Genomic DNA, 24805 nt, shown 5'->3' with positions numbered 1-24805 from the left:
CGATACATGCGTTCCAGAGCGCCCCAGGCGAGGTTCGGCAACGCTGTTTCAGCAGCGCCGGGCCAGAGTTGATGCGGTGTGCGGCGTGGGGCCACAGTGAGGATGGACGGCCTGCGAGCCTGCCGGGAGAAACGCAGTGGCGCTATCAAAATCATGAATGATCGAACGCAGCAGCTTCCGTAGCGCGCGTCCGGCCTAATCGGCCGGCTTGCCCTGCGGCGCAGTTGCCTGCTGCTGCGCCTCCAACTGCCGCATTACCCGCCGGGGCGAGCCCGTGTTGCGAGCCAGCAGGCTGTAGAGCACGGGGATGACGAAGAGCGTCAGGACCATCGACACGCTGACGCCCGAGACCACCACGATGCCGATCACCGAGCGCGTCTCCGCTCCGGCGCCGACCGCCAGCACCAGCGGAATCGCTCCCGCCACGGTGGTCACGCCGGTCATGAGAATCGGCCGCAGGCGCAGGGTGCTGGCTTCGAGCAACGCGTCATCGAACGGCTTGCCGGCATCGCGCAGCTGGTTGGCAAACTCGACGATGAGAATCCCATTCTTGGCGGCCAGCCCGATCAGCATCACCAGGCCAATCTGGCTGTACAGATTGAGCGTGTTGTCGGTCACCCACAGGCCAAATAGCGCCCCGCCGATGGCCAGCGGCACGCCGAGCATGATCACCAGCGGATGGATGAAGCTTTCGAACTGCGCAGCCAGCACCAGAAACACCACTACCAGTCCAAGCACGAACACGAACAGCAGCGAGCCGCCGGCCTTCTTGAGATCCAGCGACTGGCCCTTGTAATCGATAACCAGCGTTTCGGGGAGGTGCTCCCGCGCCAGCTGCTCGACATGATCCAGGGCCACACCCAGCGCTACGCCATCGTCCAGTGCGGCATCAAGGGTTATCGCGCGGTTGCGGTTGTACCGGTTGAGCGTGGTTGAGCCAGCGTATTCGCGCAGGGTGACCAGGTTTGAGAGCGGAATCAGCTGCGCGCTGGTATCCGAGCGCACGTAGATATTTTCCAGACTCGCCGCACGGCGCTTGTCGTCGCGCTCCCCTTCGAGAATGACGTCGTATTCCTCGCCCGCATCGATATAGGTCGTGGCGCGTCGCGAGCCGAGCATGGTCTCGAGGGTACGGCCGATCACGCCGACGTTGACGCCCAGATCGGCTGCTCGCTGGTAGTCGATGACGACCTCCAGCTGCGGCTGCGTTTCCTTGTAATCGCTGTCGATGTCGACCAGACCGGGATTGTCTTCGGCTATGCGCGCAAGCAGCGTGTCGCGCCATTGAGCGAGCTCCTCGTAACTGCTGGCACCGCCGAGGACCAGACGGAACGGCTGCTGCTGACCGCCGGCGAAGCCCTGACGCATGATCGGGAAGGCGCGCACCCCGGTCAGATCTGCCAGACTCGCCTGGACATCGCGCATGATTTCCCAGCCAGGCCGACGGTTGTCCCAGTCGTCCAGCACGACAATTGCCATGCCTGTGTTGAAGGTAGTCACGCCACCAAACGAGCGCGGCGCCCGGACCAGCAGACGGGTGATCTCGCCAGCTTCGACGAACGTCATCAGGCGCGCTTCGATCTCGTCCATGTAGGCGCTCATATAGTCAAAGGTGGCGCCCTCCGGACCGTTGACCACCACGAAGAAGGCACCGCGATCCTCCCGCGGCGTGTACTCGGTGGGCAGTTCGTTGAACAGCCACCCGGTAAAGGCAAACAGCCCGGCGAATATCATCAGCGCCAGCCAGCGAAAGCGCAGTACGACGCGCAGCATCCGGCCGTACAGGCGGCGGCTGGTAAGCAATGTGCTCTCGACCCAACGATGCAGCCTGTTCTCCCCCTCGTTGGCCCTGAGCAGCTTGGAGGCGAGCATTGGAGACAGGGACAATGCAACGAAGCTGGAAAACACGACGGCGGCCGCCATGGTCAGGGCGAACTCGGAGAACAGGCGTCCGACATCGCCCTGCAGGAAGGCGATAGGCACGAAGACCGCGACCAGTACAAGCGTGGTCGACACCACCGCGAAGGCAACCTGACGCGCACCGTAATACGCCGCTACCAGCGGCGTCTCGCCCTCCTCGTCTATGCGACGGCGCACGTTTTCCAGGACGATGATCGCATCATCGACCACGAGACCGATGGCGAGCACCAGTGCCAGCAACGTCAGCAGGTTCACCGTGAAGCCAAACAGCAACAGGGCGATGAATGTGGCGGTGATCGACACGGGCAACGTCACCGCGGGCACCAGAATCGCCCGAGGGCTGCCGAGGAACAGGAAGATGACCACAACGACCAGAATCAGCGCGATCACCAGTGTGCTGTACACCTCCTCTACCGCACCCTCGATGAACACCGAACTGTCGAAGCTGGGCAGGATGCGCATGCCTTCCGGTAGCGTCGGGTTGAGCTCGTCGACCAGCTCGCGTGCGGCGAGCGAGACTTCAAGGGTATTGGCGGTGGACTGGCGCACCAGGCCGAGACCCACCATCGGCACGGTATTGCCGCGAAACAGATTGCGGTCTTCTTCCGTGCCGCGCTCGACCCGAGCCACATCGCCAAGCCGTACCAGATAGGCATTGTCCTGACTGCGGCCGATAACCAGCCGGGAAAAATCCTCCGCCGTGCTGAACGCACGCGCCACCCGCACGGTGAACTGCCGACTGACCGATTCCACCGCGCCAGCGGGCAGCTCGACATTCTCGTTGCGCAGCGCCTGTTCGACATCTTCGGTCGTCAGGTTGCGCGCCGCGAGCGCTTCGCGGTCGAGCCAGACGCGCATGGCATACGGCTGTTCGCCGCCGATCCGCACGCGGGCTACTCCCTCCAGCGTGGAGAAACGATCCACCAGATAGCGATCAGCGTAATCGGTCAGCTCCGGCAGGGTCAGCCGGTCACTGGTGAGGTTCCACCAGACGATGACATCCTGATTAGCATCGAGCTTCTGCACCTCCGGCGGATCGGCTGCCGGGGGCAGATCCTCGGAGGCGCTGGAGACGCGGTCACGGATATCGTTCGCGGCTTCGTTGATATCGCGATTGACCTTGAAGCGCACGGTGATCTGCGACCGGCCGTCTTCGCTCTGCGACTCGATATAGTCAACGCCCTCGACGCCGGCAATGCGCTCTTCGATGACCTGGGTGATCTGCGAGTCGATCACCGTGGCAGCCGCGCCGATATAGTTGGTCTCGATGGTCACCACAGGGGGGTCGATGTCCGGATACTCGCGCAGCGGCAACATGCTGTAGGCGACCAGGCCGAAGATCACCAACAGCAGAGCCAGCACCGTGGCGAAGACCGGACGGACGACCGACGTATCAGACAGAACCATGGGCGCGCTCCGGGTGAACGGTCATGGCTGGTCGGCAGCGTCAGCCGCGGCGGCCTTGCGACGCGCGGACAACACCGCTTCAGCAGATTCGCCGATCCGGTGTTCGGCCTCGATGCGCACCGCCTGCCCGGACTGAACGCGGAAGTTGCCGTGGGTTATGACGCGCTCGCCGCCTTCCAGACCCTCGACGATCTCGACCTGGCCGGGTTGTCTCTGGCCTATCCGAACCTGCCGCTTCTCGGCGACCAGCCCTTCATCGGCATCGACTACCAGCATGACGAACTGCTGACTGCCCTGCGGCAGCAGTGCCTCCTCCGGAATGACCAGAGCCTGGCGCTGCGATGCGTCGACCTGCGCAGCCATGAGCATGCCCGGACGAAGCAGTCGGTCGGGATTGGGCACAATGGCGCGAACGCGGATCGACCGGGTGACCGGGTCCACTTGGTTATCGACCACCGATACTTCGCCTTCGAACTCGTTGTCCGGGTAGGCCCGGCTGCGAGCCACAACCGATTGCCCCGGCGCGATCTTCGCCAGTTGTACTTCGGGCACGCTGAAGTCGAGCTTCATGCTGCTGTCGTCATGCAGCGTCGCCACGGCGGTCCCAGGGCTGAGGAGCGTTCCGACGCTGATCTCACGCAGGCCCACCACGCTGTCGAACGGGGCGCGGATCAGCCGGTCGGCCAACCGCGATTCAACAGCGCGCAGCCGCGCATTGGCGATATCGTATTCGCGTTCGAGGTTGTCTACTTCCTGGGCAGATACGAAACGGCTGTCGACCAGTTCCCTGGCGCGCTCGAGCTGACGGCGGCTATCGTCGACCGAGGCCTGCGCTTCGGCAAGCTGCGCTTTCTGTTCGCGGCTGGTCAGCGATACGAGAAGGTCACCCTCCTCCACGCGCTGGCCATCGGTGAAATGAATGGCTGAAACGGTCTCGGTCAGATTGGCCGACAGCACTGCCGTTTCATTGGCCTGCAACGTGCCGAGGGCGTCGATCCGCTCGGCGACTGTTGCTTGCTGGGCAATCGCAACCACGACAGGCAAAGGCCCCTGTTGCGCGAGCGCCACGCTGGCACAGGCGCCTGCAAGCAATGCCAGAGCGATACGCCGACAGCTTCCGATCAGATACGACATCCCTTGTTTCCCTTGGGCGCCGGCTCGCGACGCGTGCGGTCAGATGGGCGCTGAGCACCCGCTTCAATGCGAACCGCAATGATGACCGCTGGTTAGCGCTTTGCCTACGGGAAAATGCCAACCAAATGTGAACATCGGCGCCATTGTTGACGCCGATGCGAGGCGGGCGTTTCAGTCGGCCATGGTCTCATTGAAGAACTGGCGCATGGCGCCGAATGCCCGCTCGGCGACTACAGGGTGATACTCCGCCTTGCCGGGCATGTTGGCCGTAGGGTCGGTGAAGGAATGCACCGCACCCCCGTAGCTGATCAGCGTCCAGTCGACCTCGGCCTCACGCATCTCCTTCTCGAAGGCGCGCACCTGCTCGTCAGGTACGAAGGGATCGATGGCGCCATGCAGCACCAGCACCGGGGTCTGGATGGTGCCGGCTTCGACCGGATCAGGCGTATCCAGATTGCCATGGAATGACACGACACCGTCGACATCGGTGCCCGAACGCGCGAGTTCCAGCACAGTGCCGCCGCCGAAGCAGAAGCCGATCGCTCCGATTCGATCGACGTCGAGCGGCACGCTATCGGCCTGATCGCGGAATACGTCGAGCGCCGCGTTCACCCGCTTGCGCATCATCTGCCGGTCGGAGCGCACCGTGGTCGCTGCCTTGGCCGCCTCGTCGGTATTGCTGGGCCGGATGTCCTTGCCGTACATGTCGGCGATGAACACCACATAGTCCGATCCACCGGCGCGAAATGCCTTCTTCGCCGAATTCTCGGTGACGCCCATCCAGTTGGGCACCATGAGTAGCCCGGGCCGCTTGTCCTTCACGGCGTCGTCATAGACGAGCATGCCCTCATAGGCTTCGCCGTCGATCTCATAGGCCACTTCGCGAGTGACCATCTCGGCCTGGGCTGCGCTGGCAGCGCCCACCATCATCAGGGTCGAAAGGGTTTTCTTCATCAGCATGTTCCTTGGCATGTGTGGGTCCGGGTACAGCATAGCCGCTGTTCAGAAACTGAAAAGCCTGCACGAGGCAGGCTTTTCATAGCGCATGTAACCCGATGCTTAGCGGCTCAGTTCAACCAGCAATGCATTCAGGCGACGGACGTAGGCAGCCGGGTCCTGCAGGCTTTCACCTGCTGCCAGCGCCGCCTGATCGAACAACACCCGGGTCAGATCGGCAAAGCGCTCCTCGTCCTGCTCGGCGTCGAGCTTTTCCAGCAGCGGATGCGTGGGGTTGATCTCGAGGATCGGCTTGGCATCGGGCGCCTGCTGGCCGGTGGCCTCGAGGATTTTGCGCATCTGCAGACCCATGCCGTCATCGTTGATGACCAGAACGGCCGGGGAGTCGGTCAGGCGATGCGAGACACGGACCTCTTCCAGATCGTCCTTGAGCACGTCCTGCACGCGCTTGACCAGATCGGCCTTGGACTTGGCAGCCTCTTCCTGAGCCTGTTTGTCCTCATCGCCTTCCAGCTTGCCGAGATCCAGATCACCCCGGGCGATATCGACGAACTGCTTGCCCTGGTACTCGGTGAGATGGCTCATCAGCCATTCATCGATGCGGTCGGTCATCAGCAGCACTTCGATGTTCTTCTTGCGGAAGATTTCCAGGTGCGGGCTGTTCTTGATCTGGTTGTAGCGTTCGCCAGTGAGGTAATAGATCTTCTCCTGACCTTCCTGCATCCGCTCGATGTAGGTATCCAGGCTGACCACTTCGCTGTCGTCGCTCTGGTTGGTCGAGGCGAAACGCAGCAGGCCAGCGATCTTCTCGCGGTTGGCGAAGTCCTCGGCGGGACCTTCCTTCATCACGCTACCGAAGGCCTTCCAGAAGTTCGCGTACTTCTCCGGCTCCTTCTTCGCCAGCTTATCGAGCATGTCCAGAACGCGCTTGGTCAGCGCTGACTTCATGCTGTCGATGGCCGGGTCCTTCTGCAGGATCTCGCGCGATACGTTCAACGACAGGTCGTTGGAGTCGACCACACCCTTTACGAAGCGCAGGTACAGCGGCAGGAACTGTTCGGCGTCGTCCATGATGAACACGCGCTGCACGTACAGCTTCAGGCCACGGGGAGCCTCGCGCTGGTACAGGTCGAACGGTGCACGGCCGGGTACATAGAGCAGGCTGGTGTACTCGAGCTTGCCCTCCACCTTGTTGTGACTCCAGGACAGCGGGTCCTCGAAGTCGTGGGCGACGTGCTTGTAGAACTCCTGATACTCCTCGTCCTTGATCTCGGTACGTGGGCGGGTCCACAGGGCACTGGCGCGGTTGACGCTTTCCCACTCGACTTCGGTGGGCTTGTCCTTGTCTTCACCGAAGTGCTGCTTGGGCAGTTCGATGGGCAGGGAGATATGGTCGGAGTACTTCTTGATGATGTTGCGCAGGCGCCAGCCATCGGCGAACTCGCTTTCAGCCGACTTCAGATGCAGCACGATGCGCGAGCCGCGCTCGGGTTTGACGATGGTTTCGATGGTGAACTCGCCTTCACCGGCCGACTCCCAGCGCACACCCTCCTCCGGCGCTGCGCCCGCACGGCGGGTGAACACCTCGACCTTGTCGGCAACGATGAAGGCACTGTAGAAGCCGACGCCGAACTGACCGATCAGGCTGGCGTCCTTCTTCTGGTCGCCGGTGAGCTGCTGCATGAACGCGGCGGTTCCCGACTTGGCGATAGTGCCGAGGTTCTCGATCACCTCATCGCGCGACATGCCGATGCCGTTGTCTTCGATGGTCAGCGTCTTGGCGGTTTCATCATGGCTGATGCGGATGGCGAGGTTGGGCTGGTCTTCCAGCAGCTCGGGCCGGGCGATCGCTTCGAAACGCAGTTTGTCCGAGGCATCCGAAGCGTTGGAAATGAGCTCGCGAAGGAAGATTTCCTTGTTCGAATACATCGAATGGATCATCAGATGAAGCAGCTGCTTCACCTCTGTCTGGAATCCAAGCGTTTCCTTATGAGCTTCCACGGTCATGGTCGATTGATCTCCATCAGGTCATCGGGTTGAGGCTGGCCTGGCAGGCAGGCTTGCTGATGGACCCTTGATGGGGTTGCGGCGAGGCTATTTCAAGGTCTTGTCAGCGCGGCGACTGGAAGGTTTCGAGCAGTCGAATGTCCACCGGGTGGAACTGCAGATCGACCTGGTTCGGCCCGTGGGCCTGGGCCAGCACGATGCGCCCCTCGTCGGTAACGCCCTTGAATCGCCCTTCGTGCGCACGTCCCGAAACCGTCGTAACGCGCACGGCTGCGTCGCCAACGACGCTCGGTTCGTCGAGCACGGCAAGGACGCTGATCGCCTGCCAGCGAGCGACAGGCCGCTCGCCGCTCTGCCGGGGTGCCGTCGCGGTGCGCTCGCGCACTGCGGTGGACCGACTTTGCTGCTGACGCACCTGTTCCAGCCAGGCCGGCGTTTGGTCGAGCCGCGCCTCGCCGGTAATCCAGGTCTGGTGCTGTGAAGGTAGAGTGAGGTGCAGGCGCAAGGTCGCGCCGCTGTTCGCGGCGGGCGCAAAATCGAGATTGAGGCTGTACTGTCCCGTTACCCGGCGCAGCCCTGGGGACTCGAGCGCACCGACGTGCCATTGCATGATCACCTCAGGCCAGGCACCCGGGTCGTTCGGCAGCAAGGCAATACTGGCGTCATCGAGCAGGGCTCCAGCGCCGGCAAAGCGAATCTTGAGCGAGCGCCTCACGCGCTCCGACGGGCCTTCCTCGAGGACCAGATCATCGCCGCGCCAGAAGACTCGCTCAGGCCGGAAGCGCTGGCCCATGATCTCACCGTCGATCGTCTGGGATCGGTTCTGGTCCGGCTGCCATTGGCCGGTGACGAGTTTCTCGAAGCGATGGGGATGCAGGTGAAACAACATGGCCAGACCGACCAGCAGGGTCAGACACCCTGCCGTCAATAGCAGGCGCGGCGCCCTGGCATAGCCCTGATCGCGCCGAAACAGCGTGAGAACCGGCAGCAGCGCCGCGAGGAGCAGCTTGCCGACCGGCAGTCGTAGCGAAGTGATGACCAGCCAGAGCCATCCGATGATCGCCACAACGATACCGCTGAGAATCAATAAGGCGTCCATGTTGCCCTGTCCTGCCGACTGCTAGTCGAGCTTGAAATGCGCCCGGGCTGTGGCGATCGGTTCGCTCGGATCAGTTTGCCAGGCAGTGATTGCCACATTACCCACTCGCCGGCCCTGGCGCCAGACCTGACAGCTGGCAAAGGTTTCCCGTGACAGTCCGGCACGCAGGTAGTCAACGGAAAAGTCGATGATCTTGGGGAAGTTCGAGCTGTTCATGAAGATCATCAGGTGCAGCATCGCCGCCTGCTCCATGAACCCGGCAATGACGCCGCCATGAATGGCCGGCAGCACAGGATTGCCGATGTTGTCCGGTGAAATCGGCAGACTGAACAGAACACTGTCCCCGTCGCGACGGACGCGCAGGCCGATCAGCGAGGCGTATGGAATGGCCTCGATCAGCGGCATGTAGTCGCCCGTCTGGTGCCCCTGGCTTACCAGGTTCTCGATATCAGCCATCTCGGTCATGCGGCACCTCCGTCGATGGTTGCGAGCATGCCGTTCCGGCCAGGCTTGCCCATGCGCATGAATGTACCGACGACATGCGCGATCGGCTCTTCCGGGGTGTCGTGATAGGCAACGCCCCGGGTGAAGATGATCGTCGAGGTCAACCGGTAGCACTCGGCGAAACCATAGATCGACTTGCCTGGGGTTGCCGGATGCATGTAATCGATGCGCAGATCGAGCGTCGGGCAGATTTCGAACTCAGGCAGAAAGCACACGGTGGAGATGCCGCAGCAGGTATCCATCAGCGTAGTAATCGCACCGCCGTGCACGACACCGGTTACCGGGTTGCCGACAATCGCGTCGCTGTAGGGCAGCTTGAGCGTCAGACCGCGCTCGTCAGCCCGCTCGACAGCCATGCCAAGCCGCTGACAATGCCGGAGGATGGAGAGGAAATTGTGGACTCGCTGTTCTATCGGACTCATGCGCAAACTCGTACCTTCATACATAGCGGAATGCGGTTGCGCATAGTATCAGATCGTCGGTGCGCCGCGAGCCCACCGGTGTTTTCGCGCTGATGGCACCCATGGAACTAACCAATCGAATGCCTGACCAAATACAAGACTCAATACACCTGGGAGAATCGTATGAAGAAATTCTGTGTAACAGCGGCTCTGGTCGCCAGTTTTGGTCTGCTTGCGGCCTGCGGCGGTGATGACGAGCAGGAACCTGTAGAAGCGCCACCGGCGACTGAAACCGCGCCTGCAACCGGTACTGGCACCGGCACCACCGGCACCAATGACGGCAGCGGCGGCACCATGGGTGGCACTGGCTCGGGTACCGGCACCACCGGTGGTACGGGTACCGGCGCAGGAACAGGCACTACCGGCGGCACGGGTACAGGTGCGGGCACCACTGGCACCGGCACCTCCGGCGGCATGAGCGGCGGCACCGGTGCTGAAGGCGGCATGGGCACTGGCACTGACGGTACCGGAACCGGCACCGAAGGCACCGGGACCGGCAGCACTGGCAGCACCGGCGGCCAGCAGTAACACTGCGTCGCTGTACACAACGGGCCGCCCCAAGGGGCGGCCCGTTTTCGTTCAGACCAGCGCAGGCGCCAGCAACAGTGCCAGGCAACTGCCGAATCCGATCATCCAGACCAGGCTGCGCAATGCATGCAGGTTGACCAGATAGAGCACCGTGTATAACACCCGCGCCAGCACGAACACGCCAGCCAGCACGTCCACCGTCATACCCTGCACCTGAGTGACCTGCGTCACCAGCACGCCGGCCGCGAACAGCGGAAAAGCCTCGAACATGTTCTGATGGGCCGCCAGAGCGCGAGAGCCCCACCCCCTCAGTGCCGCCTGCTGATCGCGTGGATGCCTGTTGTCATAACCGCGCCCATCGATCCGCGCCATGGCGATGGCTACGGGCATCTTGGTCAGTACCAGCATCAGAGCGGCAAGAAACAGGCACCACAGCGGAAAGCTCATTCGGACTTCTCCTGATTGGCCGCTTCAGCGAACGGCGTAGGTGTGAACATCATCGCGGCGAGGACGCGCGAATGGAATTCCCGGCGGTACAACACATACACGACGCCCGAGGTGGTCAGGACGAACAGCAGCGGGTTGATGAACCAGCTGAGCGTGGCCAGCGCGAAGTAATAGGCACGGAGACCCAGGTTGAACTCGTGGCCGGCCATCGATAGCACCTTGGCCGCCCGTTCGGCATAGGCGCGGCGTTCGGCTTCGGTAACCGTCTTCTCCCCCACCAGGGGCGCCGATCCGAGCAGCACCGACGCGAAGTTGTACTGACGCATTCCCCAGGAAAAGGTGAAGAACGCGTAAACGAAAATACCCAACATGACCAACAGCTTGAGCTCGGATACCTCACGACTGACCTGCGCGACAAACGGCAGATCGTGAAGCAGGCTCTGGGCCCGGTCCGTCGCACCCATGACCGTCAGCAGGCCGGCAAGAATGAGCAGCGTGCTGGATGCGAAAAACGCCGTGTTGCGCTCCAGATTTCCGATAACGCTGGCATCGGCGATGCGCTGCTCGCGCATCATCAGCCGCGTCATCCAGTCCTTGCGGTACAGGTGCAGGACGCTGGCCAGACATGCCGTGTCCTTGGCCTTGTGATGCGCGTAATAGGTGTAACCCACCCAGGAAACCATGAACCAGATGAAGGCGCTGAGATTGAGCCAGGTGGCTCCGGCGTCGGGTAGCGTGAGCATGCAGGTTCCTTGTCGCTCAGGTTGTCTCGGTCAGGCCAGCCTGACGCAAGCAGTATAGCCAGCCGCGAGCCTCAGCGAACAGCAGCCAGAAACGACAAAACCCTGCCGAGGCAGGGTTTTGTTCAGGCTTTGGACGGGTCCGCAGCTTACTTCATGGCCCAGCCAGTCACTTCAGCCAGCGCCTTGCCGATGTCCGCAAGCGAACGTACGGTTTTCACGCCAGCGTCTTCCAGTGCAGCGAACTTCTCGGCAGCGGTACCCTTGCCGCCGGAAATGATCGCACCGGCATGACCCATGCGCTTGCCCGCCGGAGCCGTGACACCAGCGATGTAGGACACGACAGGCTTGGTCACATTGGCCTTGATGAAGGCTGCTGCTTCTTCCTCGGCGCTACCGCCGATTTCGCCGATCATGACGATCGCTTCGGTCTTCGGGTCGTCCTGGAACATGGTCAGGATGTCGATGAAGTTCGAACCCGGGATCGGGTCGCCGCCGATACCGACGCAGGTGGACTGACCGAAGCCGGCGTCAGTGGTCTGCTTGACCGCTTCATAGGTCAGGGTGCCGGAGCGCGACACGATGCCGACCTTGCCTGGCAGGTGAATGTGACCGGGCATGATGCCGATCTTGCACTCGCCGGGGGTGATCACGCCGGGGCAGTTCGGCCCGATCAGGCGTACGCCCAGTTCGTCGCACTTGACCTTGCAGTCGAGCATGTCGAGCGTGGCGATACCTTCGGTGATGCAGACGATCAGCTTGATGCCGCCTTCGGCTGCTTCCAGGATGGAGTCCTTGCAGAACGGAGCCGGTACGTAGATGACGCTGGCTTCGGCGCCAGTCGCCTCGACCGCTTCACGCACGGTGTTGAAAACCGGCAGACCCAGGTGCGTGGTGCCACCCTTGCCCGGCGTTACACCACCAACCATCTTGGTGCCGTAGGCAATCGCCTGTTCGGAGTGGAACGTGCCCTGCGAGCCAGTGAAGCCCTGGCAGATTACCTTGGTGTCTTTATTGATCAGGATGCTCATTTATTTACCCTCCGCGGCCTTGACGACTTGCTGGGCAGCGTCGGTCAGACTGGTTGCAGCGATGATGTTCAAACCACTTTCAGCGAGGACCTTGGCGCCCAGGTCGGCATTGTTGCCTTCCAGACGAACCACGACCGGCACCTTGACGCCGACTTCCTTCACCGCGCCGATGATGCCTTCGGCAATCATGTCGCAACGAACGATACCGCCGAAGATGTTCACCAGAACCGCTTTGACGTTGCTGTCGGAGAGGATGATCTTGAAGGCTTCGGTCACGCGCTCCTTGGTCGCTCCACCGCCAACGTCGAGGAAGTTGGCCGGCTTGCCGCCGTGGTGGTTGACGATATCCATGGTGCCCATGGCCAGGCCAGCGCCGTTGACCATGCAACCGATGTTGCCGTCCAGCGCAACGTAGTTCAGCTCGAACTTGGCGGCGTGGGCTTCGCGCGGATCGTCCTGCGACGGATCATGCATCGCGCGCAGCTTGGGCTGGCGATACATGGCGTTGGCGTCGATGTTGATCTTGGCGTCCAGGCAATGCAGGTTGCCGTCTTCCTTGATAACCAGCGGGTTGACTTCCAGCAGCGCCAGATCGTAGTCGGCGAACAGCTTGCCCAGGCCTACGAAAATGTTGGTGAACTGCTTGATCTGGTCACCCTTCAGCCCCAGCTGGAATGCCAGGTCGCGGCCCTGGAAAGGCTGCGGACCGACCAGCGGATCGATGGTGGCCTTGAGGATCTTCTCGGGGGTCTCTTCTGCGACCTTCTCGATTTCAACGCCACCTTCGGTGGACGCCATGAAAACGATGCGGCGGGTCGAGCGATCGACGACGGCGCCAAGGTACAGCTCCTGGGCGATATCGGTGCAGGCTTCAACCAGGATCTTGGAGACCGGCTGGCCATCGGCGTCAGTCTGGTAGGTTACCAGGCGCTGGCCCAGCCACTTCTCGGCGAAAGCCTTGGCATCTTCCCTGGACTTGACCAGCTTTACACCACCGGCCTTGCCGCGGCCACCAGCGTGAACCTGGGCCTTGACCACCCACATGTCACCGCCGATCTTGTCGCAGGCAGCTGCCGCGTCTTCGGGAGTGTCGACAGCAAAGCCCTTGGAGACAGGAAGGCCGTACTCAGCGAACAGCTGCTTCCCCTGATATTCGTGAAGATTCATGCTTATCTACCGTTTTGATCGTGTAGGAATTACGTCTGACAGCGGCCCTTGCTCGCACCCCTGTCGCCTATGGCAGATCCGGACCATCACCTGGATGTGCCGCATCCGCATGTCACCCCCCCGGGTGATGGCCGATGAACCGACCCTTGCCAGTGAGACAGCGCTCTGAAACCGGCAGGTAAAAGTGCGACCTGCCGGTCATAGGGGCGCTATCTTAACGCTTCTTGCGGTTGGCTACATGTATCGCGTGGCCATTGACCGCAAGAGCCGCTTCCTTCAATGCTTCGGAAACAGTCGGGTGCGAGAACACCATCATGCCGATGTCCTCGGCACTGGTGCCGAATTCCATGGCGATGGCGCCCTGCTGAACCAGTTCGGCCGCGCTCGGCCCGAGCACGTGAACGCCCAGCACGCGGTCGGTCTTGGCATCTGCCACGACCTTGACCATACCGGTGGTCTCGTTGGCGGCGACGGCACGGCCGTTGGCAGCGAACGGGAAGATGCCGACGTTGACCTCGATATCCTCGGCCTTGGCCTGCTGTTCGGTCTTGCCGACCCATGCGATTTCCGGATGGGTATAGATCACAGACGGGACCAGATCATAGTTCATCGCCGTCTTGTGACCGGCAATGCGCTCGGCAACCATCACGCCCTCTTCCGAGGACTTGTGCGCAAGCATCGGGCCGCGCACGGCGTCGCCGACGGCGTAGACGCCCGGCACGCTGGTGGCGCAGTAATCGTCAACGAAGATCACGCCACGCTCGTCCAGGTCAACACCGCAATCGGAGGCCAGCAGGTTCTCCGTGTACGGACGGCGACCCACTGCAACGATCAGCTTGTCGAAGGTCAGTTGCTGCTCGCCTTCGGCATCGGTGAAGGACACGGTGACTTCCTTGCCGTTGACCTCGGTACCGGTGACGCGGGCACCCAGGCGGATGTTCAGACCCTGTTTGGTGAAGGTCTTCAGCGCTTCCTTGGCAATGATGTCGTCGGCCAGCGCGAGGAACTTGTCCAGCGCTTCGAATACCACGACCTCGGCACCCAGGCGGCGCCACACCGAACCCAGTTCCAGGCCGATAACGCCCGCACCGATAACGCCGAGGCGCTTGGGTACACTGGTGAAATCCAGGGCACCGGTCGAGTCGACAATGACGTCATCGGTCAGCGGAGCCGGCGGAATTTCGATCGGACGCGAGCCTGATGCCAGTATCACGTTCTCGGCCTGATAGGTAGTGACATTGCCATCGGGCCCGGTCACTTCCACCTGCTTGTTCGCCAGCAACTTGCCGTGGCCTTCGATGGTGGTGACACCATTGGCCTTGAACAGCGTGGCAACGCCGCCGGTGAACTGCTTGACGATCTTGTTCTTGCGCTCGACCATCTTCGGCACGTCAATGCTGACCGACTGCGCGGAGATGCCATGCAGCTCGAAGCCTTCGTGCGCCTCGTGATACTTCCAAGAGCTGTCCAGCAGCGCCTTGGAAGGTATGCAGCCGACGTTCAGGCAGGTGCCGCCCAGGGCCTGCTTGCCGTCCTTGTCCACATACTTTTCAATACAGGCGGTCTTCAGTCCCAGCTGCGCGGCGCGGATGGCCGCCACATAGCCACCGGGACCCGCGCCGATGACGATCACATCAAATTTGTCGCTCATATCCAGTCCTCTGTATGGAGCCCGTAGAAGGCTGCCCGTCACCCTTGGGGTCCGGGCAGCTTAGCGCTGGCGTGTTACAGCCGGATCAGACGTCCAGCAGCAGGCGAGCCGGATCTTCCAGCAGTTCCTTGATGGCGACCAGGAAGCTCACGGCTTCCTTGCCGTCGATCAGGCGGTGATCGTAGGACAGTGCCAGATACATCATCGGCAGGATGACCACCTGACCGTTGACCGCCATCGGGCGCTCCTGGATCTTGTGCATACCGAGGATCGCAGCCTGCGGCGGGTTGACGATCGGCGAGGACAACAGCGAGCCGAATACGCCGCCGTTGGAGATGGTGAAGGTCCCGCCAGTCATTTCTTCCATCGACAGCTTTCCGTCACGCGCCTTGCGGCCGTAATCGGCGATGGTGCCTTCGATGGTGGCCAGGCTCATGAATTCGGTGTTGCGCAGGATCGGCACGACCAGACCGCGGTCGCTGGACACGGCAACGCCGATATCCTGATAACCGTGATAGACGATGTCGTTGCCATCGATCGACGCGTTGACGGCCGGGAAGCGCTTCAACGCTTCGGTCGCTGCCTTGACGAAGAACGACATGAAGCCCAGGCGTACGCCATTGTGCTTCTTCTCGAACAGATCCTTGTACTTGCTGCGCAGGTCCATGACCGGCTTCATGTTGACCTCGTTGAAGGTGGTCAGCATGGCCATGCTCGACTGGGCGTCGACCAGACGCTCGGCAATCCGCGCACGCAGGCGGGTCATCGGAACGCGCTTCTCGACGCGATCGCCCTCGCCCAGCGATACCGACGGCGCTGCAGCAGCCGGCTTGGCTGCCGGAGCGGCGGGCTTGGCCGGCGCATTTTTCTTGGCTTCCACCGCAGCCACCACGTCTTCCTTGGTGACGCGGCCGCCCTTGCCGGTGCCGGTGATGGTAGACAGGGACAGGCCGTTTTCTTCAGCGATCTTGCGGGCGGCGGGCGACAACATCGGCTCGTCGGCAGCTTCGGAACCGTAGCTGGCAGCAGACTGTGCCTGCGCCGGTGCCGACGATGACGCTTGAGCGCTGTCAGCCGGCTTGGACTCGGATTTCGCGGCGGGCGCGGCTGCCGCGCCTTCGTTCAGGGTGCCCAGCAACTCTTCACTGAGCACGGTTTCGCCTTCACCCTTGACGATGTCACCGAGCACGCCATCGGCTTCGGCCAGTACTTCAATCACGACCTTGTCCGTTTCGATGTCGACGATCAGCTCGTCGCGCTTGACGGCATCGCCGGGTTGCTTGTGCCAGGTCGCGACGGTGCCGTCGGCAACCGATTCCGGGAAAGTCGGGGCTTTGATTTCAATAGCCATTGTCGATCCTTATCGATTCTTTGATGTCTGCCAGATGCTTCAGAGGGTGAAGGCGTCTTGCAGGAGTTTTTCCTGTTGCTCGGCGTGTGCGGACGCGTAACCCCCGGCGGGTGCGGCCGAGGCCTCCCGACCAGCGTAGTCCAGATACAGATTCTTGACCGAGTGCTGGGCGATGACCCGACGCATGTGATGCTGGCTCGGGTACCAGGCGCCCTGGTTCATCGGCTCTTCCTGACACCAGATGACCTTCTGCAGTCCGGTATACGGTGCCATCACTTCTGCCAGATCGTCTTCCGGGAACGGGTAGAGCTGCTCGATGCGGAGGATTGCAGTCGACTCGTTGCCTTCGTTGCGGCGCTTTTCCAACAGGTCGTAATACACTTTGCCGCTGCACAGGATGACGCGGTCGACCTTGTTCGGATCGATCGTGTCGATCTCGGGGATGACGGTCTGGAACGAACCGTCGGCGAGATCTTCCAGGCTCGAAGTGGCCAGTTTGTGGCGCAGCAGCGATTTGGGTGTCATGGCGATCAGAGGCTTGCGCAGCGGGCGAATCACCTGACGGCGCAGCATGTGGTAAACCTGAGCCGGCGTCGTCGGTACGCAGACCTGGATGTTGTGTTCGGCCGACAGCTGCAGGAAGCGCTCCAGGCGTGCCGAGGAGTGCTCCGGGCCCTGCCCTTCGTAGCCGTGCGGCAGCAGCATGGTCAGACCGCACAGGCGGCCCCACTTGTGCTCACCACTGGTGATGAACTGGTCGATCACGACCTGCGCGCCGTTGGCGAAGTCACCGAATTGCGCTTCCCAGATCACCAGCGCGTTGGGCGTGGTGGTGGCGTAGCCGTATTCGAAGGCCAGCACCGCCTCTTCCGAGAGCAGCGAGTCATAGATATCGAAACGCGGCTGGGTCTCCGCCAGATTCGCCAGCGGCACATAGGCGTCGCCGGTCTTCTGGTTGTGCAGCACGGCGTGACGGTGCGAGAACGTCCCGCGACCGACGTCCTGGCCCGTAATGCGGATCGGATGGCCTTCATGCAGCAGCGTGGCGTAGGCCATGGTTTCTGCAAAACCCCAGTTCATCGCCAGGGCGCCTGCGGCCATCTTGCGACGGTCTTCGACGATCTTGCCGACCTGACGCTGCAGCACCAGGCCGTCCGGCAACGTGTTCAGGCGGTTGGCGAGTTCCTGCAGGGTCTTCAGGTCGAAGCGGGTGTCGTGACGCGCGGTCCAGGTATGGCCCAGGTAAGGCGCCCAGTCGACGAACGAGCTACGATCCGGCTCTTTAACCAGGCTCTTGACCACGTGGTCGCCATTGTCCAGCGCCGTGCGGTATTCCTCGATCCGTTCCTGCACCTGGTCCGAGGTCAGCACGCCTTCCTTCACCAGCCGCTCGGCATAGATGTCGCGGGTAGTGGGATGCTTGGCGATCTTCTCGTACATCAGCGGCTGGGTGCCGGATGGCTCGTCAGCCTCGTTGTGCCCGCGACGACGGTAGCAGACCAGGTCGATCACCACGTCACGCTTGAACTGCATGCGGTAGTCGACTGCCAGCTGGGTAACGAACAGAACCGCCTCGGGATCATCGCCATTCACATGGAAGATCGGCGCCTGGATCATCTTCGCCACGTCGGTCGCGTACTCGGTGGAGCGCGCGTCATCCTGACGACTGGTGGTGAAGCCGACCTGGTTGTTGACGATGATGTGGATGGTCCCACCGGTCTTATAAGCCCGGGTCTGAGACATCTGGAAGGTTTCCATGACCACACCCTGGCCGGCGAATGCCGCGTCGCCATGGATGTTGATCGGCAGCACCTTGTCACCGCTGGCGTCTTTGCGACGATCCTGGCGCGCACGTACGGAGCCTTCCACAACCGGCGAAACGATCTCCAGGTGCGAGGGGTTGAACGCCAGCGCGAGGTGGACTTCGCCGCCGGAGGTCATCACGTTCGAGGAGAAGCCCTGGTGATATTTGACGTCACCGGAGCCCAGGTTGATCTGCTTCTTGCCTTCGAACTCGTCGAACAGGTCACGCGGGTTCTTGCCGAGGGTGTTGACCAGCACGTTCAGTCGGCCGCGGTGGGCCATGCCGAGGACCACTTCCTGCGTACCGTAGGAGCCGGAACGCTGAATGATCTCGTCAAGCATGGGGATAAGGCTTTCACCGCCTTCCACACCGAAGCGCTTGGTGCCCGGATACTTGGTACCCAGATACTTTTCCAGACCCTCGGCCGCGGTCAGACGCTCGAGCAGGTGGCGCTTGCTCTCTACCGAGTGCTGCGGCTTGCCACGTACGCTTTCCAGGCGCTGCTGAAACCAGCGGCGCTGATTGGAGTCGACGATGTGCATGTATTCGGCGCCGTAGGTCGAGCTGTAAGTCGACCTCAGCGAATCAAGAATCTCACGGAGGGTAGCTTCTTCCTTGCCGATGAACATTTCCCCGGTGCGGAACCTGGTGTCCAGATCGGCTTCGGTCAGGCCGTAGTCGGCCAGCGTCAGATCAACGATTTCTTCCCGCTTCCACAGTCCCAGCGGATCGAGTTGCGACGCCTGGTGGCCACGCATGCGGAAAGCCTGGATGAGCCGGAGCACATCGACCTGTTTCTTCTCGTGATCGCTGCTGACGGTGCCGCTGACGGCGCCCTGGGGACGGCGCAAACCCTTGCCTAATGAAAGGAAGTGCTCACGAATCGTGGAATGAGAAACGTCCGAGGCGGCGTGGCCGTTAACCTGCGGCAGTTTCTGGAAATAGCTGCGCCATTCATCGGCGATGCTATTGGGGTCGTGCAGATAGAGCTCGTAAAGCTCTTCAACATAGGACGCATTCCCACCTGATAGATGGGAGGTGCTCCACAGCTGCTGCATATCGCTGTCTGGCATGCTTGGTCACCCTCTATAAGGGGACACCACCTGGCTCCAAGACCATTAACCTGGCAAAAACACTGCCATCCGTGCAGAACATCCGGCGCTGGCCCACATCAGTGTCGCTGATGCTCCTGCCCCATCTGGCTCTGCTAAACCGGAGTATTGCCGGCCCCGACAGATAGTTCGGGTGTTACCCGATTGCCCCTGTTGGTTTTTACGTACAAACAAACCGCGGCTTTGTGGGCTGCGGCTCGATCAAAAAACTGGCCGGCTCCCGGTGAAGGAGCCAGCACAGGCCAAACGTAATGCCGAACAGAACCGATCAGGTCCCGCTCTGCAGCAGCATGTTGCGGATGTGGCCGATTGCACGGGTAGGGTTCAGACCCTTCGGGCAAACGTTCACACAGTTCATGATGCCGCGGCAGCGGAAGATGCTGAACGGATCGTCCAGCGCAGCCAGGCGGTCTTCGGTCTTGGTATCACGGCTGTCCGCCAGGAACCGGTAAGCCTTGAGCAGGCCTGCGGGACCGATGAACTTGTCCGGATTCCACCAGAACGAGGGGCAGGAAGACGAACAGCACGCGCACAGAATGCACTCGTAGAGCCCGTCCAGCTTTTCCCGTTCTTCCGGAGACTGCAGACGCTCGATAGCTGGCGCCGGGGTCTCGTTCTGCAAATACGGTTGAACCTTTTCGTATTGCTTGTAGAAGATGCTCATATCCACGACCAGGTCACGGATTACCGGCAAACCGGTCAACGGACGCAGCACCAGCTTGTTGTTCTTCACTACCGCGGACAGCGGAGTGATGCACGCCAGGCCGTTTCTGCCGTTGATGTTCATGCCGTCCGAACCACACACGCCTTCACGGCACGAGCGACGGTAGGCCATGCCGACGTCCTGCTCCTTGACCAGAGCCAGCACGTCGAGAACCATCACGTCCTTCCCGCCGGTATCGACCTGGAAGTCCTGCATGTAAGGAGCCTTGTCGGTCTCCGGGTTGTAGCGGTAGACACTCACTTGCAACATAGGGTCACCTTAGTAAGTACGCACTTTGGGTTCAAATGCCGGAACGGTCTTCGGTGCGAAATTGACGGCACGCTTCTTCAGCTCCTTGGTCGCCGGCATGTACAGGCTGTGGCACAGCCAGTTCACGTCGTCACGATCCTCGTAGTCTTCACGAGCGTGTGCACCACGGCTCTCGGTGCGAGCTTCTGCCGCGATGGCAGTTGCTTCGGCAACCTCGAGCAGGTTTTGCAGTTCCAGTGCTTCAATGCGCGCAGTGTTGAATGCCTGGCTCTTATCGTTGATCTTGACCGTGGCGATACGCTCGCGCAGGTCAGCCAATTGCCGGATGCCCTTCTGCATGAACTCGCCGGTACGGAATACACCGAAGTAGTTCTGCATGCAGTTCTGCAGTTCCTTGCGCAGCGGGGCGACGTCTTCGCCGCTGGAGCGATCGTTCAGCCCGGACAGGCGAGCCAGCGAGGCGTCGATGTCGGACTCTGATGCGCCGCGGTATTCAATGCCTTCCTTGAGCGCTGATTCCAGATGCAGGCCGGCAGCCCGGCCGAACACCACCAGATCGAGCAGCGAGTTGCCGCCGAGACGGTTGGCGCCATGAACCGATACGCAAGCGACTTCACCCACGGCAAACAGGCCGGGAATGATCTGATCAGTGCCGCTGGCATCCTGGGTGATCGCCTGACCATGAATGTTGGTGGCGATGCCGCCCATCATGTAGTGGCAGGTCGGCACAACGGGAATCGGCGCGGTGACCGGGTCGACGTGAGCGAACGTCTTGGACAGCTCGCAGATACCCGGCAGGCGGCTGTGCAGCACTTCCTCGCCGAGGTGATCGAGCTTGAGCATCACGTGATCGCCATCCGGGCCACAGCCGTTGCCGGCGAGGATTTCCTTGACCATCGAACGTGCAACCACGTCGCGACCGGCAAGATCTTTCGCGTTCGGAGCATAACGCTCCATGAAGCGCTCACCGTGCTTGTTGATCAGATAGCCACCTTCACCACGGCAACCTTCGGTTACCAGCGTACCTGCACCAGCGATACCGGTCGGGTGGAACTGCCACATCTCGATGTCCTGAACCGGAACACCCGCACGCAGCGCCATGCCGATGCCATCGCCGGTGTTGATCAGGGCATTGGTGGTCGATGCATAGATACGGCCTGCCCCGCCGGTAGCGAGCACGGTCGCCTTGGAGCGGATGTAGACGGTCTCGCCGGTTTCGATGCAGATGGCGATAACGCCGACGACGGCGCCGTCCTGGTTTTTCACCAGGTCGACTGCATACCATTCATTAAGGAAGGTAGTGTCGTGCTTGACGTTGTTTTCATAGAGCGTGTGCAGCAGCGCGTGACCGGTACGGTCGGCTGCGGCACAGGTACGGGCTGCCTGGGTCGGGTTGTCCGGACCCTTGGACTGGCCACCGAACGGACGCTGATAGATGCGGCCCTGCTCGGTACGCGAGAAAGGCAGACCCATGTGCTCGAGCTCGAATACGGCTTCGGGGCCCACGGAACACATGTACTCGATAGCGTCCTGGTCACCGATATAGTCGGAACCCTTGACGGTATCGTACATGTGCCAGCGCCAGTCATCGTTCGGATCGGCCGAAGCGATGGCACAGGTGATGCCGCCCTGGGCGGATACGGTGTGCGAGCGAGTCGGGAATACCTTGGTCACAACGGCAGTCTTGTGACCGCCCTGCGCCAGTTGCAGCGCGGCACGCATGCCTGCGCCGCCGCCACCTACAATGATGGCGTCGAAAGTCAGAGTACGGATGCTAGCCATTTAGAAACCCCACAGAATCTGAACGCCCCAGACGAACAGCACGAACATCAGCAGCCCGCATGCGACCTGGAACAGGAAACGCACGACGGTAGCAGCCTTGCCCATGGCCATCGGGGTCAGGTAATCGGTTGAAATGGTCCACATGCCTACCCAGGCGTGCACGGCAAGCGCGACGAGAGTAAGCAGGCTGAAGATGCGCATCCAATTCTGACTGAAGAGCCCGGCCCACTGCTCGTAGGTGAGGTCCGGGTTAGCCAGAAAATAGCCGAGCAGGAAAAGCGTGTAGGCAGCCAGCAGCACGGCGGAAACCCGCTGTGCCATCCAGTCATACAAACCGCTACGAGACAGGTTGGTGACGCTGGTTACCATATCCATACCCCCAGAAGAACGATCAGAACGGCCGACAGCACCAGAACCACCTTGGCTCCAAGAATGCCGCCTTCCAGGCTTTCACCCAGACCTGCGTCCATCAGCAGGTGGCGGATACCCGCGACCAGGTGATACAGCAGCGCAGACAGGATGACCCAGAGGATCAGCTTGGCCAGCGGATGCTGCATGATTGCCCCGACTTGCTCGAAGCCGCTTTCGGAACTGAGCGACCGGTCCAGCATCCAAAGCAGGGCAGCAATGGCGATGAACAGGATGACGCCCGAAATACGGTGAGCAATAGACGAATAGGCTGTGACAGGAAGTCTGATTGTCCTGAGATCTAGGTTGACAGGTCTTTTGCTTTTCACGGCTATATTCACACTCATGGCCCTGTGGTCAGGGCTGGATTATAGGAAGGTGCACTTGTACTACGTGGGTACCTCAATGACCCCGTGGTGCGCTTCCAGGGGAAGCCGGATGGGTCACTTTGCCGGTCATGGAGTATAGAGAGTTACCCCCTTGATTACAACGCAAACGCCGGCTTCGATACACCCGCCGAGCCGCGTAGTTGCGCGGCTGTCGCCCCTATTTAGGGCGTCTATAAAAGTCATTTATGGCGGTGATATCCATTCACTATCAGTAGAATTGACAAACGGGATTATCACCTTATAGTGATGCGGGCCCTGCGTGGGGGGTCACACTTTCGATACAGCAAAACAGGAGGCCATTCATGGCTGACAAAAAGGCGCAGTTGATCATCGAGGGCGCTGCCCCCATTGACCTGCCAGTCTATTCTGGCACCCTTGGTCCGGATGTAGTAGATGTACGCGGCCTGACCTCCGAGGGTATCTTCACCTTTGACCCCGGCTTCATGGCTACCTCTTCGTGCGAATCCAAGATCACCTTTATTGATGGTGAGAAAGGCGTCCTGCTCCACCGCGGTTACCCGATCGAACAGCTCGCCGAAAAGGCCGATTTCCTCGAAACCTGCTACCTGCTGCTCAAGGGCGAACTGCCCAGCGACGAAGAGAAGAAGACATTCGACAGCACCATCAAGAACCACACAATGGTGCACGAACAGCTCAAGACGTTCTTCAACGGTTTCCGCCGTGACGCGCACCCGATGGCTATCATGTGCGGCGTAGTCGGCGCCCTCTCTGCCTTCTACCACGACTCCCTGGACATCAACGATCCGCACCATCGCGAGATTTCCGCGGTGCGCCTGATCGCCAAGATGCCGACTCTCGCCGCCATGGTGTACAAGTACTCCATGGGTCAGCCGATGATGTACCCGCGCAACGATCTCTCGTATTCCGAGAACTTCCTGCACATGATGTTCAACACGCCATGTGACGAGAAGAAGGTCAACCCGGTACTGGCCAAGGCCATGGATCGCATCTTCGTTCTGCATGCCGACCACGAGCAGAACGCGTCCACCTCCACCGTTCGCCTGGCCGGCTCTTCCGGCGCGAACCCGTTCGCCTGTATCGCAGCCGGCATCGCCGCCCTGTGGGGACCGGCGCACGGTGGTGCAAACGAAGCCGTTCTGCGCATGCTCGACGAAATCGGTGATGTATCGAACATCGAGAAATTCGTCGCCAAGGCCAAGGACAAGGACGATCCGTTCAAGCTGATGGGCTTCGGCCACCGCGTCTACAAGAACTTCGATCCGCGCGCCAAGGTCATGAAGCAGACCTGTGACGAAGTACTGAGCGAGCTGGGTATCAACGACCCGCAGCTGGAACTGGCAATGAAGCTGGAAGAAATTGCCCGGACCGACCCCTACTTCATCGAGCGCAACCTGTACCCGAACGTCGACTTCTACTCGGGCATCATCCTCAAGGCGATTGGTATTCCCACCGAAATGTTCACGGTGATCTTCGCCACCGGCCGTACGCCGGGCTGGATTGCCCACTGGAATGAGATGATCAGCGGCCCGTACAAGATCGGTCGCCCGCGTCAGCTGTACACCGGCGCCACTCAGCGCGATTACCCCACCAAGTAATCATGCTGAACGAAAAACCCCGCATCGCGGGGTTTTTTATTGTCTGCGATTCCTCAGGCCACGCGCGTGTGCCACCGGCAGTCGGCCGTTGCTCCGGCCCCTCAGGCGGTTTCTGCCTCCAGCCACCGCAGGATGGCGAGCGCTTCCAGCGGGCCCTCTCCGCAGATTGCAGCATCGGCCTGAAATGCCGCACACACCGCAGGCCGTTCAGGTGACTCGAAGATGGCACAGCGCTTGTCCGCAAGCAGATGAATGCACGGGACACCCGCGGGCTTGCCGGCCGGCATGCCCGGCATGGCTGACGAAATGGATGGCGCGATGCAGCATGCACCGCAGCCCGGTCGGCAGCTTATGCT

21 protein-coding genes are annotated in these 24805 nt (G+C 61.3%); 2 read left to right on the top strand and 19 right to left on the bottom strand.

The features are described 5' to 3' along the window. Positions 1-195 precede the first annotated feature (195 nt). The 7 genes from KEM63_RS06170 to KEM63_RS06140 form a co-directional block, all read right to left on the bottom strand. Positions 196-3327: an efflux RND transporter permease subunit gene (locus KEM63_RS06170; protein ID WP_223655314.1), complete on the bottom strand. Its 3132-nt coding sequence runs from the start codon at positions 3325-3327 to the stop codon at positions 196-198. A 21-nt stretch (positions 3328-3348) separates the two neighbouring features. Beyond that, positions 3349-4461, bottom strand: a complete 1113-nt coding sequence (locus KEM63_RS06165; RefSeq protein ID WP_223655313.1) for an efflux RND transporter periplasmic adaptor subunit — start codon at positions 4459-4461, stop codon at positions 3349-3351. Positions 4462-4632: 171 nt separating this feature from the next. After that, the gene (locus tag KEM63_RS06160; RefSeq protein ID WP_223655312.1) at positions 4633-5415 is read right to left on the bottom strand and encodes a dienelactone hydrolase family protein; all 783 of its coding nucleotides are present in this window, start codon (positions 5413-5415) and stop codon (positions 4633-4635) included. A 105-nt stretch (positions 5416-5520) separates the two neighbouring features. Beyond that, entirely contained in the window at positions 5521-7425 is a 1905-nt protein-coding gene (gene htpG, locus KEM63_RS06155) for a molecular chaperone HtpG (RefSeq protein ID WP_223655311.1), read from the bottom strand. Positions 7426-7528: 103 nt separating this feature from the next. Continuing rightward, complete coding sequence (locus KEM63_RS06150) at positions 7529-8524, bottom strand: hypothetical protein (protein WP_223655310.1); 996 nt, start codon at positions 8522-8524, stop codon at positions 7529-7531. A 21-nt stretch (positions 8525-8545) separates the two neighbouring features. Further along, the gene (locus KEM63_RS06145; RefSeq protein ID WP_223655309.1) at positions 8546-8989 is read right to left on the bottom strand and encodes a PaaI family thioesterase; all 444 of its coding nucleotides are present in this window, start codon (positions 8987-8989) and stop codon (positions 8546-8548) included. Further along, positions 8986-9456 carry a PaaI family thioesterase gene (locus tag KEM63_RS06140; RefSeq protein WP_223655832.1) on the bottom strand — a complete coding sequence of 157 codons (471 nt, stop codon included), beginning with the start codon at positions 9454-9456 and terminating at the stop codon, positions 8986-8988. Before KEM63_RS06140 ends, KEM63_RS06145 begins: the two co-directional genes overlap by 4 nt. A 156-nt stretch (positions 9457-9612) precedes the next feature. Here KEM63_RS06140 and KEM63_RS06135 point away from each other — a divergent pair, with 156 nt between their 5' ends. Then, positions 9613-10017, top strand: coding sequence for a hypothetical protein (locus KEM63_RS06135; protein WP_223655308.1), 405 nt, complete (start codon positions 9613-9615; stop codon positions 10015-10017). Positions 10018-10068: 51 nt separating this feature from the next. Here KEM63_RS06135 and KEM63_RS06130 read toward each other — a convergent pair whose 3' ends face one another. The 11 genes from KEM63_RS06130 to sdhC form a co-directional block, all read right to left on the bottom strand. Next, positions 10069-10464 carry an MAPEG family protein gene (locus KEM63_RS06130; protein WP_223655307.1) on the bottom strand — a complete coding sequence of 132 codons (396 nt, stop codon included), beginning with the start codon at positions 10462-10464 and terminating at the stop codon, positions 10069-10071. Beyond that, positions 10461-11207: a DUF599 domain-containing protein gene (locus KEM63_RS06125; RefSeq protein ID WP_223655306.1), complete on the bottom strand. Its 747-nt coding sequence runs from the start codon at positions 11205-11207 to the stop codon at positions 10461-10463. The genes KEM63_RS06130 and KEM63_RS06125 overlap by 4 nt, the downstream gene beginning before the upstream one ends. Positions 11208-11353: 146 nt before the next feature. After that, positions 11354-12235 (bottom strand): succinate--CoA ligase subunit alpha, encoded by an 882-nt coding sequence (gene sucD, locus KEM63_RS06120; protein WP_223655305.1) that lies wholly within the window; start codon positions 12233-12235, stop codon positions 11354-11356. Then, positions 12236-13402 carry an ADP-forming succinate--CoA ligase subunit beta gene (sucC, locus tag KEM63_RS06115; protein ID WP_223655304.1) on the bottom strand — a complete coding sequence of 389 codons (1167 nt, stop codon included), beginning with the start codon at positions 13400-13402 and terminating at the stop codon, positions 12236-12238. It abuts the gene before it with no gap. A gap of 214 nt (positions 13403-13616) precedes the next feature. After that, positions 13617-15053, bottom strand: a complete 1437-nt coding sequence (gene lpdA, locus KEM63_RS06110) for a dihydrolipoyl dehydrogenase (protein WP_223655303.1) — start codon at positions 15051-15053, stop codon at positions 13617-13619. Positions 15054-15138: 85 nt separating this feature from the next. After that, the gene (gene odhB / locus KEM63_RS06105) at positions 15139-16404 is read right to left on the bottom strand and encodes a 2-oxoglutarate dehydrogenase complex dihydrolipoyllysine-residue succinyltransferase (protein WP_223655302.1); all 1266 of its coding nucleotides are present in this window, start codon (positions 16402-16404) and stop codon (positions 15139-15141) included. 39 nt (positions 16405-16443) lie between these two features. Continuing rightward, positions 16444-19281 (bottom strand): 2-oxoglutarate dehydrogenase E1 component, encoded by a 2838-nt coding sequence (locus KEM63_RS06100; RefSeq protein WP_223655301.1) that lies wholly within the window; start codon positions 19279-19281, stop codon positions 16444-16446. Positions 19282-19588: 307 nt separating this feature from the next. After that, positions 19589-20293, bottom strand: a complete 705-nt coding sequence (locus tag KEM63_RS06095) for a succinate dehydrogenase iron-sulfur subunit (protein ID WP_223655300.1) — start codon at positions 20291-20293, stop codon at positions 19589-19591. Between the two features lie 9 nt (positions 20294-20302). After that, on the bottom strand, positions 20303-22075 hold the full coding sequence (gene sdhA / locus KEM63_RS06090; protein ID WP_223655299.1) for a succinate dehydrogenase flavoprotein subunit: 1773 nt from the start codon (positions 22073-22075) through the stop codon (positions 20303-20305). After that, positions 22076-22444, bottom strand: coding sequence for a succinate dehydrogenase, hydrophobic membrane anchor protein (sdhD, locus tag KEM63_RS06085; RefSeq protein ID WP_223655298.1), 369 nt, complete (start codon positions 22442-22444; stop codon positions 22076-22078). It abuts the gene before it with no gap. Beyond that, on the bottom strand, positions 22438-22812 hold the full coding sequence (gene sdhC / locus KEM63_RS06080; protein WP_223655831.1) for a succinate dehydrogenase, cytochrome b556 subunit: 375 nt from the start codon (positions 22810-22812) through the stop codon (positions 22438-22440). Before sdhC ends, sdhD begins: the two co-directional genes overlap by 7 nt. Positions 22813-23174: 362 nt before the next feature. On the opposite strand from sdhC, the gene gltA reads away from it, so the two are divergent. Then, a complete protein-coding gene (gene gltA / locus KEM63_RS06075) occupies positions 23175-24449 on the top strand; it encodes a citrate synthase (RefSeq protein WP_223655297.1) in 1275 nt (424 codons plus the stop codon). A 101-nt stretch (positions 24450-24550) separates the two neighbouring features. Here the strand turns inward: gltA and KEM63_RS06070 are convergent, their stop codons facing one another. Then, positions 24551-24802: a YkgJ family cysteine cluster protein gene (locus KEM63_RS06070; RefSeq protein WP_223655830.1), complete on the bottom strand. Its 252-nt coding sequence runs from the start codon at positions 24800-24802 to the stop codon at positions 24551-24553. Positions 24803-24805 lie beyond the last annotated feature (3 nt).

The organism is Halopseudomonas nanhaiensis (genome assembly GCF_020025155.1).
Lineage (GTDB): Bacteria > Pseudomonadota > Gammaproteobacteria > Pseudomonadales > Pseudomonadaceae > Halopseudomonas > Halopseudomonas nanhaiensis.
This window is presented reverse-complemented; position numbering and strand designations above follow the sequence as displayed.

Bases quoted from the DNA above. Each gene is read 5' to 3' on its own strand.
- KEM63_RS06170 (WP_223655314.1), bottom strand. From the start codon at position 3,327: ATGGTTCTGTCTGATACGTCGGTCGTCCGTCCGGTCTTCGCCACGGTG.
- KEM63_RS06165 (WP_223655313.1), bottom strand. From the start codon at position 4,461: ATGTCGTATCTGATCGGAAGCTGTCGGCGTATCGCTCTGGCATTGCTT.
- KEM63_RS06160 (WP_223655312.1), bottom strand. From the start codon at position 5,415: ATGAAGAAAACCCTTTCGACCCTGATGATGGTGGGCGCTGCCAGCGCA.
- htpG (WP_223655311.1), bottom strand. From the start codon at position 7,425: ATGACCGTGGAAGCTCATAAGGAAACGCTTGGATTCCAGACAGAGGTG.
- KEM63_RS06150 (WP_223655310.1), bottom strand. From the start codon at position 8,524: ATGGACGCCTTATTGATTCTCAGCGGTATCGTTGTGGCGATCATCGGA.
- KEM63_RS06145 (WP_223655309.1), bottom strand. From the start codon at position 8,989: ATGACCGAGATGGCTGATATCGAGAACCTGGTAAGCCAGGGGCACCAG.
- KEM63_RS06135 (WP_223655308.1), top strand. From the start codon at position 9,613: ATGAAGAAATTCTGTGTAACAGCGGCTCTGGTCGCCAGTTTTGGTCTG.
- KEM63_RS06130 (WP_223655307.1), bottom strand. From the start codon at position 10,464: ATGAGCTTTCCGCTGTGGTGCCTGTTTCTTGCCGCTCTGATGCTGGTA.
- KEM63_RS06125 (WP_223655306.1), bottom strand. From the start codon at position 11,207: ATGCTCACGCTACCCGACGCCGGAGCCACCTGGCTCAATCTCAGCGCC.
- sucD (WP_223655305.1), bottom strand. From the start codon at position 12,235: ATGAGCATCCTGATCAATAAAGACACCAAGGTAATCTGCCAGGGCTTC.
- sucC (WP_223655304.1), bottom strand. From the start codon at position 13,402: ATGAATCTTCACGAATATCAGGGGAAGCAGCTGTTCGCTGAGTACGGC.
- lpdA (WP_223655303.1), bottom strand. From the start codon at position 15,053: ATGAGCGACAAATTTGATGTGATCGTCATCGGCGCGGGTCCCGGTGGC.
- odhB (WP_223655302.1), bottom strand. From the start codon at position 16,404: ATGGCTATTGAAATCAAAGCCCCGACTTTCCCGGAATCGGTTGCCGAC.
- KEM63_RS06100 (WP_223655301.1), bottom strand. From the start codon at position 19,281: ATGCCAGACAGCGATATGCAGCAGCTGTGGAGCACCTCCCATCTATCA.
- KEM63_RS06095 (WP_223655300.1), bottom strand. From the start codon at position 20,293: ATGTTGCAAGTGAGTGTCTACCGCTACAACCCGGAGACCGACAAGGCT.
- sdhA (WP_223655299.1), bottom strand. From the start codon at position 22,075: ATGGCTAGCATCCGTACTCTGACTTTCGACGCCATCATTGTAGGTGGC.
- sdhD (WP_223655298.1), bottom strand. From the start codon at position 22,444: ATGGTAACCAGCGTCACCAACCTGTCTCGTAGCGGTTTGTATGACTGG.
- gltA (WP_223655297.1), top strand. From the start codon at position 23,175: ATGGCTGACAAAAAGGCGCAGTTGATCATCGAGGGCGCTGCCCCCATT.